General features: G+C 39.3%; 13 protein-coding genes. 8 read left to right on the forward strand and 5 right to left on the reverse strand.

The window, feature by feature from the left end; translation table 11 throughout:
* Positions 1 to 111: 111 nt before the first annotated feature.
* Positions 112 to 624 carry a tetratricopeptide repeat protein gene (locus AC1M89_RS00605; protein ID WP_035265647.1) on the reverse strand — a complete coding sequence of 171 codons (513 nt, stop codon included), beginning with the start codon at positions 622 to 624 and terminating at the stop codon, positions 112 to 114.
* A gap of 292 nt (positions 625 to 916) precedes the next feature.
* On the opposite strand from AC1M89_RS00605, the gene AC1M89_RS00610 reads away from it, so the two are divergent.
* Positions 917 to 2,515 (forward strand): bifunctional 3-(3-hydroxy-phenyl)propionate/3-hydroxycinnamic acid hydroxylase, encoded by a 1,599-nt coding sequence (locus AC1M89_RS00610; RefSeq protein WP_481595599.1) that lies wholly within the window; start codon positions 917 to 919, stop codon positions 2,513 to 2,515.
* 77 nt (positions 2,516 to 2,592) lie between these two features.
* Here AC1M89_RS00610 and AC1M89_RS00615 read toward each other — a convergent pair whose 3' ends face one another.
* The 4 genes from AC1M89_RS00615 to AC1M89_RS00630 all read right to left on the reverse strand — a co-directional run bounded on the left by AC1M89_RS00615 (position 2,593) and on the right by AC1M89_RS00630 (position 6,119).
* The gene (locus AC1M89_RS00615; protein WP_481589734.1) at positions 2,593 to 3,486 is read right to left on the reverse strand and encodes a LysR substrate-binding domain-containing protein; all 894 of its coding nucleotides are present in this window, start codon (positions 3,484 to 3,486) and stop codon (positions 2,593 to 2,595) included.
* Positions 3,487 to 3,639: 153 nt separating this feature from the next.
* A complete protein-coding gene (locus AC1M89_RS00620) occupies positions 3,640 to 3,978 on the reverse strand; it encodes a DUF3325 domain-containing protein (RefSeq protein ID WP_481595598.1) in 339 nt (112 codons plus the stop codon).
* 5 nt (positions 3,979 to 3,983) lie between these two features.
* A complete protein-coding gene (locus AC1M89_RS00625) occupies positions 3,984 to 5,762 on the reverse strand; it encodes a PepSY-associated TM helix domain-containing protein (protein WP_481608310.1) in 1,779 nt (592 codons plus the stop codon).
* 3 nt (positions 5,763 to 5,765) lie between these two features.
* Entirely contained in the window at positions 5,766 to 6,119 is a 354-nt protein-coding gene (locus tag AC1M89_RS00630; protein ID WP_481595596.1) for a hypothetical protein, read from the reverse strand.
* A gap of 163 nt (positions 6,120 to 6,282) precedes the next feature.
* Here AC1M89_RS00630 and rutD point away from each other — a divergent pair, with 163 nt between their 5' ends.
* From rutD to AC1M89_RS00665, 7 genes are all read left to right on the forward strand, one after another.
* Positions 6,283 to 7,077 carry a pyrimidine utilization protein D gene (gene rutD, locus AC1M89_RS00635; protein WP_481595595.1) on the forward strand — a complete coding sequence of 265 codons (795 nt, stop codon included), beginning with the start codon at positions 6,283 to 6,285 and terminating at the stop codon, positions 7,075 to 7,077.
* A 300-nt stretch (positions 7,078 to 7,377) separates the two neighbouring features.
* Complete coding sequence (gene rutA, locus AC1M89_RS00640; protein WP_481613704.1) at positions 7,378 to 8,490, forward strand: pyrimidine utilization protein A; 1,113 nt, start codon at positions 7,378 to 7,380, stop codon at positions 8,488 to 8,490.
* On the forward strand, positions 8,487 to 9,236 hold the full coding sequence (gene rutB / locus AC1M89_RS00645; RefSeq protein WP_035265662.1) for a pyrimidine utilization protein B: 750 nt from the start codon (positions 8,487 to 8,489) through the stop codon (positions 9,234 to 9,236). The genes rutA and rutB overlap by 4 nt, the downstream gene beginning before the upstream one ends.
* Before the next feature lie 33 nt (positions 9,237 to 9,269).
* Complete coding sequence (gene rutC / locus AC1M89_RS00650) at positions 9,270 to 9,650, forward strand: pyrimidine utilization protein C (protein ID WP_035265663.1); 381 nt, start codon at positions 9,270 to 9,272, stop codon at positions 9,648 to 9,650.
* Between the two features lie 70 nt (positions 9,651 to 9,720).
* Positions 9,721 to 10,260 carry an NADH-dependent FMN reductase RutF gene (gene rutF / locus AC1M89_RS00655; RefSeq protein ID WP_481595593.1) on the forward strand — a complete coding sequence of 180 codons (540 nt, stop codon included), beginning with the start codon at positions 9,721 to 9,723 and terminating at the stop codon, positions 10,258 to 10,260.
* Positions 10,261 to 10,288: 28 nt separating this feature from the next.
* The gene (gene rutG, locus AC1M89_RS00660) at positions 10,289 to 11,659 is read left to right on the forward strand and encodes a pyrimidine utilization transport protein G (RefSeq protein ID WP_481595592.1); all 1,371 of its coding nucleotides are present in this window, start codon (positions 10,289 to 10,291) and stop codon (positions 11,657 to 11,659) included.
* 13 nt (positions 11,660 to 11,672) lie between these two features.
* Positions 11,673 to 12,539 (forward strand): NAD(P)-dependent oxidoreductase, encoded by an 867-nt coding sequence (locus AC1M89_RS00665; protein ID WP_481595591.1) that lies wholly within the window; start codon positions 11,673 to 11,675, stop codon positions 12,537 to 12,539.
* The last annotated feature ends 66 nt before the right edge of the window (positions 12,540 to 12,605 follow it).

Genomic DNA, 12,605 nt, shown 5'->3' on the forward strand with positions numbered 1-12,605 from the left:
TTATAGTGCGTTACTATTTTAAGGTATGTTAAAGTTTTAACAAGATCTAAAGTAGTTCAATAAAAAGCCTTCAATCATGAAGGCTTTTGAGGCAAAAAAACGAGATTTATCTTAAGTGCTTGATTGAGCCTTTTCCTGCCAATAATCAGCTTTTTCCTCGTTTACATCCACACCTAAACCATGTGCATAGATGGCAGATAAATCACGCATTGCTTGAGTATCACCAAGTTCAGCGGCTTGAGTCACCAATTCAACAGATTTTTGTACATCTTTTTCGACCACATTACCACGACGGTAATAACCTGCGAGCTCTAAAATTGCAGCAGCATGTTGATGTTTACTAGCTTGCGTGAGCCAGTTAAAACCGTACTCAAAGTTTAGTTTTGCATCTTCAGGATCTTCTTCTAAAACTTCTTTTGCATAATGGGTATAACCTTCCCCTAACCAGTACATCGCTTCGACATGACCCAATTGACCAGCACGTAAAGCCCATTCTTCTGCAAGCGCAATGTCTTCATCGTGTTCACTCGTCATATAAAGTTCAGCAAGTTCAAATTGAGCAGCGGCATTACCTGCATGAGCACGATTTTCGAGAGCAATCGGGACGGTAACACGTTTCGTCATAGTGGGATTCCATGGCTTCAAAGCGAAGCAAAAAATATTAAAGTTGTTCCCTGATTATACTGCAAAACTGATTCAAAGCTTGAGTAGTATGGTTCGAGCCTATTTACTAAGATATTTTGTAGATGAATTACAAATTCAACTATAGGTAAAAGCTATAGATGAGCGACATAAATTAAGGTTTTTTGATGGAATTGAAGTAAAAGTCACAATTTCTTAAATTTCATAAGACCTTAGCATAACTTTTTCCTATGCTGAAAATCCTCTCTAATGCGAATATTAGAGGAGATTGACCATGTCACAGACCAACACTTATTCAGCAGATGTGATCGTACTTGGTGCAGGCCCAGTCGGTTTAACGATGGCGAACGGCCTTGGCCTTGCGGGCTTAAAAGTAAAAGTGATTGAACAGCTCGATCAATTGATTGATTATCCTCGTGCAATTGGTATTGATGATGAATCTCTAAGAACAATGCAATCGATTGGTTTGATCAACAAAGTATTGCCGCATACCACTCCCGATCATGCGATGCGTTTTCTTACGCCTTCAGGCCGTTGTTTTGCAGATATTCAACCTAAAACACGTGAGTTTGGTTTCCCTCGTCGTAACGCATTCGTACAACCTTATGTTGATGCAGAATTATTGGAAGGTTTAGAACGTTTTGATGATGTGGAAGTACTTTTTTCTCGTCAACTTCAAAGTTTTAAGCAGACTGAAGATCAAGTTGAAGTTCAAATCCAAAATAAAGATAAAACAATTGAATATATAACTGCAAAGTATCTAGTGGCATGTGATGGTGGTAATAGCTACGTTCGCCGTATGTTGAATATTCCTTTTGAAGGTAAAACTGCACCAAACCAATGGATTGTTGTCGATATTGCAAACGATCCATTGGCGACACCACATATTTACTTATGTTGCGATCCAGTACGTCCATATGTGTCAGCGGCTTTACCACATGGTATCCGTCGTTTTGAATTTATGGTGATGCCAGGGGAGACGCAAGAGCAACTTAGCCAACCTGAAAACATGGCTAAACTTTTATCCAAAGTATTACCAAACACTGAAAATATCGATGTGATCCGAAATCGTGTTTATACCCATAATGCACGTATTGCCAGTAGATTTAAAGAAGGGCGTATCTTACTTGCGGGAGATGCAGCGCACATTATGCCAGTATGGCAGGGACAGGGTTATAACAGTGGAATGCGTGATGCGTTCAATTTATCTTGGAAACTGGCTATGGTCGTACAAGGTAAAGTAGATGCTAAAGTTCTAGATTCTTATCAAGAAGAGCGTCATGATCATGCCAAAGCGATGATTGATTTATCTGTTACAGCAGGCCATGTGCTGGCTCCGCCTAAAAAATGGCAAGGTACTGCGCGTGATGCTATTTCATATGTTCTAAATTACATTAAACCAGTTAAACAATATTTGTTGGAAATGCGCTTTAAGCCAATGCCACAATATAAATCTGGTATTTTGGTTGGACAGGTCAATAAGACATCACCAATCGGTAAAATGTTTATTCAACCTAAAATGCAAGATAGCACAGGTCAGGTGAAATTACTGGATGATTTTATTGGTCAAGGCTTTGCTATTATTGCTTGGGGAGTAGATCCGACTTGGGGACTCACACCAACAAGTATTCAAAAATGGAAAGCCTTGGGTGTGAAATTTATTAAAGTCGTTCCACCTGAACAATTGAAAACTGATGCTCATGATGATGAAATATTGACACTTGGGGATACAGAGCATGCGATTCGTGCGTGGTTTGGTCGCACTCAATATTCGATGGCATTTTTAAGACCAGATAAATTTGTCGCGGGCTTAAGTATTCCTCAGACGAGCGAAGAGCTCAGTCAAAAGCTGTTTGATAAACTTGGCGTTTAATCAAAAAGTTTAAGACTAATCTAAAAGAAAACCTGCAAATTTGCAGGTTTTTTATTTTTAAAATAGCGTTCAAAGTTTTAAAAAATATGACAATGAAAGTGTTGGCTTAGAATATTTTTCACAGTTTGCAAATGCTTACTTTGATCTTGTTTTCTGAAACTCAAATATAAGCTGATATTCGGTAAATCAATTTCAGTTGACTTAATTAAGACATTTTCACTGAGCAAGCTTTCAACATATTTTGGAACAATGGTCCAACCGACTTGCATCGCTACAAGATTAATATTCATTAAAATGTTACTCGAGTATTGAGCAACTTGAATAGATGTATTTAGAGCTTCAAAAATGTTTTGAATTTTTTGGAATAAGATCGGTGAGGCAGTTTCCTCGCTCATGATAAATTTTTGGGCAATTAAATCCTGTTTTGAAATACAGTCTAAATGCGCATGGGCTGAATGACGAGGAATCAGCAAGATCAGAGGCTCACTGAACAATTCGATAGAGGTAATATGCTCATCATCGATACATTGGCGAGTGAATGCGACATCAATTTTTTGATCACGAAGTGCTTGGATTTGATGTACACAGCTCAAACTATGAAATTGAATATCTAAATCAGGCTGTTGTGCACGAATAATAGGCATGACATAGGGAAAAATTTTCATTTCTGCCACAGGTAAAAAGCCAATATTTAATTTATTTTTCTTGGTATTCGCCATAATTTGAATCTTGTGTTTGGCGTCTTGAGCAAGTTTCAATATATGTCGAGCATCTTTTAAAAAAGTTTCTCCTTCCTCTGTGAGCGATAAGCTTCTGCTTTTACGAATCAGCAGGGATGTACCTAATTCCGCTTCAAGATCTTTAATTTGCTGACTTAAAGAGGGCTGCGCTATAAAGAGTTTTTCTGCAGCACGCGTAAAATTAAGTTCTTCGGCAACTGAGACGAAATATTTCAAATGTCGAAGTTCCATGCGTACCGATCCTTAATCGCCATAATAAATGAGGTTGATTATACGTTTGAATTGCTAGAACTTCAGCGTGATTCACGTTTAAAGCTAATTTAAGAAGAAAAAAACCGACCCATATTGAAATGAAATATTGGTCGGTTTTTATCAAGTAAAGTATTAAATGATTGAGAAGATCAAGCTAATGAATCCAATAAAAGATACGCCCAAAATGATTTTTTTTATTTGTGACTCAAAATAGGTCAGACAAAGTGCAACAAAAAGCGCAGCGAATGTCAGTACACCAACCCAATAACTCATCATATTACTGACTTGTCCTTTGCTCATGCAGAGGATAAGCCCTAACGACAGGAATCCCCATCCAACCATTGAGGCTATTTTCTGGTGTTTAATACTCAATGTTTGACCAAAAATTTGTTTTTGATGCTTTTGTATTGCACTGGCTAAACCTATAAAACCTAAAGTACAAACTGCCCAAATGAGGAGAAAAAAGCTCATGGTGATTACCCCTCTACCTTAGGTAAAACTTGACTCTTTTTTAATGGAGTTCCTTGATGATTTTGAACTTTGTAAAGTGCAAAATAAAAAACTACTGCTAAAACTATCATCGCCAGATCGAACGAAGCGATAACCCATTGTCCGTGAGCTATAGAACGCCATAAAGGTTGACCACCTGTGATAAAGTTTAAAAGCGGAAGTAAAGCAAAAAGCAGGGTAGCGAGACTCAGTAATTCAAGCCAAGCTTGGCGATGGGTGCGAAAAACAGCATAAACCAGTGTGAAGAGCCACACTATAAAGAATGTACGGATTTCCCAGTTTATACGCATTTCCATATCAACAGGGATAAAACGGTTTGCATAAAAATAAGCTGCACAAGCAATTGGTAAGCCGATAATCGCAGCGATGTTGGTAATCTCGACCGTACGATACCCAAAGGATTTATAACCTTGTTTCGCTTGTTGAGGTGCACGTTTGACGCACCATAAAATTAATCCTGTTGCGACCATTAGCGTGCCAACGATACCAGAAAAAAAGAGTATCCAACGTAAGGCTAAATCAACTCCTCGTGCTTCATGTAGAACAGTGACAACATTGTAAATGCCATTGGGAATAGAAGGATTTTTGAGTTGAGCGGAATCATCTGTAATGTTTTGACCTGTCACACCATTGAAGTCTAAAGTTTCATATACGCCACGATGAGCGATACTTGCGCCGTGTAAAGCACGTAACTCAATGGTCGCCTTCGATGTATTTGGTGCTTTAATTGTGATCGAACCAATCGGATTGTTTTTCCACTTCGCTTCAGCTTGAGTGAGGATCGGAGCAATATCTGTAAGTGGTGCAGGTTCAGCTTTTCGATCTTGGTTGCGCGTACGTCGACTTTCACCTCGATTCTTTCTCTCACCATCCATTTTGTTAGTATGTTCATTTGATGCTGACTGCGTACCACGAGCCTCAATTTCTGTACGAGCATTCATCATTGAGCGCTGATTTCCTTGCGGTTGATCAGTACGAGTCTGCCCTTGTGGTTCTGCTGGATTTTGAATTAAGGATTTTCGTTGGTCTTGTAGAAAGGCGCCACGATTGTCATAAATTTGCTGTACCCCCCATGGCATGATGGTAAACAATAATAAAAGTAAACCACTAAAAGTGATCATGATATGAAAGGGAAGTGCGAATACAGCTGTTGCATTATGTGCGTCTAACCAAGAACGCTGTCCTTTACCTGTTCTAAAGGTAAAGAAATCTTTAAAGATTTTCTTATGGGTGATGATGCCACTAATAATTGCAACAAGCATAAACATGGTTGCTATGCCCACAATCCAACGTGACCATATACGTGGCATTCCGTATAATTCAAAATGGAAACGATACAGAAAACTACCACCACGGGTTTCACGGGCTTCTAATACTTCACCTGTGGCACTGTCAATCGTCACACGTTTACCACCGCGACGAGCATTGGGATCTTCTCCGACATTCCGGATATTCAGTGTGGTGTAATTTTGACGAGCATTGGGCAATTGAATTCCCCAGCTCCCTGCATCATCATGATTATTCTGCAAATATTGCAGAGCCACTTGCGTCTGCTCGAGTTGAGATTGGCTTGGAATCGATTGGTGATACTCGGGCTTCATCCATGTACTGATTTCTGCTTGGAAAAAACTCAAAGTACCAGTTACAAAGATCGCATACAGCAACCATCCTAGTATCAAACTAGCCCAAGTATGTAACCATGACATAGACTGGCGTGGGCCTTCAGCTTTGGCATCACTTCTCATGAATTAGTTCCCCATGATTTTATAGATGAGAAATAAAGCAAGGCTAGGTAAGACGATGCCCAATGTAGCTTTTCTGGTTTTGTGAACCATAAAAACCCAAATAAACGCTGCACACTGTAAACAGAAAGCAATGAGCGTTGCTGACATCGCTGCGCTAGATTGATATGTGCTAAATGTTTGTGCAATCACGATAGCAGAGAGGGATGCAAGCAAATAACCTCCAATACCCGCCAATAAAAAACGATAGAGCACCATCAGGCGATAACTGATAGAAACTGATTTAGTAGTCTTACGAATTTTTTTTACTTGATTCCCAAGTGTTAACTCGCCTGGTAGTTCGAATTCTGTACTGTTCATAAAAGTAAGAAAGTGTGAGTGTATGTAATTATTGTAAATGATAACAATTATTGTTTATCTTTAGAATTATAAATTTAGCATTTTAGAAATAAATTTTTAATTGAATTAGCTTGGGCATGTTAATTGCAGAGTTGTAGTTATTTTTTATCGATAGGTAAAATTTATGACGTATCAAGTTTTTTACTGCAAAGCTAATCCTAATGCTCAATTTGTGTTGTTATCTTCAGGGTTAGGAGGGCATGGACATTTTTGGCATCCTCAATTAGATATATTGACTCGATTTTTTCATGTCATTACATATGATCAACAAGGATGTCATGCAGATGCTGCATTACTAGCACCAACTTATTCAATGACCGATATGGCAATACAAGTGATACAGATTTTAGAGGATCTAAAGATCGATGAATTCCATTTTATCGGTCATGCTTTAGGTGGGCATATTGGAGCGGAGTTAGCCGTTTTAATTCAAAATACAAAATTGGAAATGTTGAGTTTGACCAATATTAATGCGTGGGACTCACTAGATCCACATACGCTCAAATGTTTTGAAGCTCGAGAATCGTTATTAGAAAATGCTGGTGCAGAGGCATATGTTAGAGCTCAAGCATTATTTCTTTATCCACCTGTATGGATCTCTGTTAATATCGATCAAATACAACAAGCAGAAAATAATCAACTCCGAAACTTTCCACCAAAAGAGAATGTATTGAGACGTCTGAAGGCTTTAAAGGAATTTAAAATAACGAATGAACATATCACCGCACTTCAACGAACTCCAATTCACTTGATTGCAAATCGTGATGATTTCTTGGTTCCAGTACATAAGACTCTTGATCTTCAGAAAAATTTTGTACATGCACAATGCTCAATTTTTGATGTAGGTGCACATGCTTCTACTGTGACTGAGCCAGATATCACTAATCAGGCAATTATTCAATTTCTTCGATCACTCTAGCATTTGAAACTTTTCAATTGCATATAAAAAACCACGATTGAGATCGTGGTTTTTTTAATTATTTTACCAAATGGTATTTTTTGGAACATCTTGTGCACTTTTTTATGACGTTATTTAGGAGTAATGGGTATTGGGATTATATGATTAATTTATCATAAGGTAAAATATAAAATTATTAAGTTGTTGTAATATATAATAAAATAATAATTGGCACATCATTTGCTAAATATCTAATACAAGCTCTAAGGCTTAATCCTACTAAATAAAATTTAACTGATCGTTAAATTAGGAGTGTTAGATATGAAAATTGGTGTCTTTTGTCCGATCGGAAATAATGGCTGGTTACTCTCAGAAAATGCTCCTCAATACAAACCAAGTTTTGAGTTAAATAAAAAAATTGTCCAACGCTCAGAGCATTACGGTTTTGACTTTGCATTGTCTATGATCAAGCTGCGTGGTTTCGGGGGTAAAACTGAGTTTTGGGATCACAACTTAGAAACTTTTACGCTTATGGCGGGTCTTGCTGCAGTCACCAGCAAAATAAAAATTTATGCAACAGCTGCGACGCTAGTGATGCCGCCTGCCATAGTTGCACGCATGGCATCTACGATTGATTCAATTTCGAATGGTCGTTTCGGCCTAAATGTCGTCACAGGTTGGCAAGCGCCAGAATATACCCAAATGGGCATGTGGCCCGGTGATGAATATTTCGGAAAGCGTTACGAATACTTATCTGAATACGTACAAATTCTGCGTGAATTATGGGCAACAGGTAAATCTGATTTTAAAGGTGACCATTTCCAAATGGATGATTGCCGAGTTAGCCCACGCCCGCAAGCAGAGATGAAAATTATCTGCGCTGGTCAATCGGATACAGGTTTGGAATTTTCTGCTCAACACGCTGATTACAATTTTGTTTTTGGTAAAGGGCTTAATACACCAACAGCATATGCAGAAATCAACGATCGTTTAAAAGCAAAAACAGATATTACGGGGCGTGATGTTCAAACCTACGTTTTGTTCATGATTATCGCTGCTGAAACAGACGAAGAAGCGATGGCGAAGTGGCAACATTATAACGATGGCGCTGATATTGAAGCGATCAACTGGTTAATGAATCAAGGCGGAAAAGATACTAAATCCGGTGCAGATACTAATATTCGTCAAATGGCTTCATCAGTATCACCAGTCAACATCAATATGGGAACGTTGGTGGGTTCTTACGAAACTATCGCAAAAATGCTAGATGAGATTAGTGAGGTGAAAGGAACTGAAGGCATTTTACTGACATTTGATGATTTTGTTGAAGGTGTTGAAAGTTTTGGACAACGGATTCAGCCGCTTATGAAATGTCGTGAACATGTTGTGGTTGAAGGAATGAGTTCAGAACCTGTGTTGGAGAAAATCGCATGAGTCATTTAGAAAATACCGTTGAAGCTGGATTTACTGCACAAGCGGGTACGGGTGTAAAACTCAAAGCCGAACCGGAAAATATTGTGCTTGCACCAGAGCAAACAGCACTAATCGTGATTGATATGCAAAATGCGTATACGTCAAAAGGTGGTTATTTAGATCTTGCTGGGTTTGATGTGTCGACGACAAAACCTGTGGTTGAAAATATTAAAAAGGCAGTTTCTGCAGCACATGATGCTGGTATTCAAGTGATCTATTTCAAAAACGGTTGGGATAATCAATATCGTGAAGCAGGTGGTATTGATTCACCAAACTTTCATAAATCAAATGCACTGAAGACCATGCGTAAGCGTCCTGAGTTACAAGGCAAATTGTTAGCAAAAGGGGATTGGGATTTTGAGTTGATTGATGAGTTGGTGCCAGCTCCGCAAGATATTGTGATTGAAAAGCCTCGTTATAGTGGATTCTTTAACACAGCGCTAGACAGCATGCTCAGAGTGCGTGGAATTCGTAATTTGGTTTTTGTCGGTATCGCGACCAATGTATGTGTTGAATCGACGCTCAGAGATGGCTTCTTTCTAGAATATTTTGGCGTGGCTTTAGACGATGCCTGTCATCAAGCAGGGCCAAAAGAAGCCCATGTCGCAAGTATGTACAACATAAAAACCTTCTTTGGATGGGTGTCGGATACAGAAAGTTTTGTCAGTAGTTTTGCAGATCAACCAACACTCGCTGAAAGCGCATAGATATTTATAAATTCTAAAATTAGGAAATAAGTCATGTCAAAAGAAGTCATTATTCCAGTGGGTTCAGGTAAGCCACTCGCACCGTATTCGCCAGCAACTAAAGCAGACAACATTGTCTATGTTTCAGGCACTTTGCCTTTTGATGAAAACAACAATGTAGTTCATGTTGGAGACGTAGCAGCACAGACACGCCATGTCCTTGAAACAATAAAGAAGGTCATCGAAACTGCTGGCGGAACAATGTCGGACATTACTTTCAACCATATTTTTCTGACAGATTGGGCAAACTACGCTGCAATGAATGAAGTATATGCCGAATATTTTCCGAATGCAGAACCAGCTCGTTACTGTGTTCAAACAGGATTAGTCAAACCTGATGCACTCATCGAAATTGCTTCAATTGCTCATGTTTAATTTGAAAGCTTTCATCACCCTATTATGAGTCCCTCACTGACTGCTTAGGCGATGAGGGATGGAGAACACTATGAATGCAAATGTGCAATCAATCAATTTACCCGAGGCAGTGAGTGCCACACTCAACATTGACCAACAGGTTTTTAGACAAGGAATGTCGAATTTAGGTGCAGCTGTCAATGTCATTACTACAGCTGGTCTAGCAGGAAAAGCTGGCTTCACAGCTTCAGCTGTATGTAGTGTGACAGATACGCCACCAACATTGCTGGTATGTCTAAATCGATCAGCATCTGTATTTGAAACATTTAAAAGTAATCAGGTTTTGTGTGTCAATACTTTAAGCAGTAGTCAAAAGCATTTATCGAATGTGTTTGGGGGTAAAACTCCAATGGCAGAACGTTTCGAAAAGGGGGACTGGTCAACATTAGTCACAGGTGCACCTATTTTAGAAGGTGCGCTAGTGAGTTTTGATTGTGAAGTCGTACAAAGTTTATCGGTAGGCAGTCATGATGTTTTGTTCTGCCATGTAAAGGGGATGAAACAGCAAGCGGGTGAAAAAGCCCTCATGTATTTTAACCGCGTATATTGCGAGCCAGTTCCAATGGTCTAAAACAGCATGCTTGATCAGGAGAAGGTCGATGAGCACAAAAGAAACATGGTTTCCAAAATTTAAACCTTTCCAAGGAAATCTAGACACGACCGCAGTTCAAGTAGATGAGTACTTGCCGCCAGGTAAAAGTATGGTATTGGGGCTGCAGCATGCATTTGCAATGTTTGGGGCAACAGTACTTGCCCCATTACTGATGGGTTTCGATCCGAATCTTACAATGTTTATTACGGGTATTGGGACAATATTATTTTTCCTAATGACTGGGGGGCGTATGCCGAGCTATTTAGGTTCGAGCTTCGCTTTCATTGGAGCAGTCATTGCAGTCACTGGTTATACCGGTGTTGGCTTAAATCCAAACTTAGGCTTAGCACTTGGCGGTACCATTGCATGCGGTATTTTGTACGCCTTGATCGGTTTGATCGTGATGAAAACTGGCACAGCATGGATTGAAAAGTTGATGCCACCAATTGTGACTGGAGCAATTGTGATGATCATTGGTTTGCATTTAGCGCCAGTGGCGATCAAAAGTGTCTCTGCTAATCAGTTTGATTCATGGATGGCTCTAATCACGATTATTTGTATTAGTGTAATCGCCGTATTTACTAAGGGCATGATCCGTAGATTGTTATTGCTCATTGGCTTAGTGGCTTCTTACTTTATTTATTTTTTACTCACCAATGTTTTGGGTTTTGGTACAGCGATCGATTTTACTGAAGTCAGTGAGGCAGCTTGGTTCGGTTTACCTACTTTTCATGCGCCAGTGTTTGAATTTAATGCCATGCTGCTTATTGCTCCCATAGCGATCATCTTAGTTGCAGAGAATCTAGGACATTTTAAAGCGGTATCTGCAATGACTGGACGTAATCTATCACCATATATGGGAAGAGGTTTCTTTGCAGATGGTGTATGTACGACCTTGTCTGCATCAATCGGTGGAACAGGAATGACAACATATGCTGAGAACATTGGTGTTATGGCGGTAACCAAAATTTACGCAACCACCATATTTTTATTTGCTGGCGTATTTGCAATTTTGCTAGGTCTATCACCAAAATTTGGCGCGGTTATTAGTACGATTCCTGTCGCATTATTAGGGGGAGCTTCGATTGTTGTTTTTGGTCTGATTACAGTGGCCGGTGCTAAAATTTGGGTGGACAACCGCGTAGATTTTACCAAAAACAGTACTCTGTTGATTGCTGCTGTCACCTTAATTATGGGGACAGGCAATTATAGTTTGCAAATTGGCCATTTTGATTTGGGTGGAATAGGGACTGCAACATTAGCGGCTATTTTATTGAATCTTTTCTTAAATCGAGAAGATAAGAATGCGCAAACAGTAGAGCTCGAAAACGAACCGCATTCAGCAGAAGCAACGGCACTCCCTAACACTCAAATTTAAGGTGAAATTAAAAATGAAAATTGCATTTATCGGTTTAGGTGCTATGGGATGGCACATGGCGAGCCATTTACCAAAACTAGGATTTGAAGTTTTAGTTTGGAACCGTAATTTTGAAAAAGCAGAAGCACATGCACAAACATTTGGTACTAAAGCGACTTCTGTCGATCAAGCAGTGAAAGCAGATTTTATTTTCAGTTGCTTACCCACCAGTGCAGATGTCGAACAGCTTATTGCTCAAAATCCTCCGGTCAAGGGGAGCGTATGGATCGACTGTACCAGTGGTGTACCTGTAAGTGCTTTAAAACTTGCAAATCAGTTGAAATTTAATGGTGTTGAATATTTAGATGCCCCCGTTTCTGGGCAAACTATAGGCGCTGAAAAAGGGACATTGACGGTAATGGTTGGGGGGGATGTCGATGCTTATAAGCGTGCAAAACCGATTATTCAGGCATTTGCAGGATTAATTGAATATGTCGGGGAGAGTGGTTCTGGATTTGCTGTTAAAGCAGTGAATAACACGTTGATGGCAACCCATCTATGGGCACTCGCAGAAGGATTGACGGTATTAAAGTCAAAAGGAGTAGATTTGAATAGTGCATTGAATTGTATTAATCATTCTAGTGGTAAAAGTTCAATGTCTGAAAATATTATGGCGCAACGTGTTCTGAGTCGTGCGTTTCCAAAAACCTTTGCCTTAGCTCTTTTACAAAAGGATATAGGAATTGCGACTGATCTAATTCAAGAGCAAGCGTTGAATTTGCCAGCGATGCAACTTATACAAAATCAGTATATGCAAATTGAAAAAGTGAAAGCTCAAGATTCTGATTTTTCAGCTGTGGTTCAGGTGCTTGAACATCAATCTAAAATTGAATTAAGTTAAATCTAGCGTCCAAATACCTTAAATACCGCTTAATGTAGATTAAGCGGTTCATCTATGAATGCTCAA

This window comes from Acinetobacter sp. ANC_7635 (genome assembly GCF_056779945.1).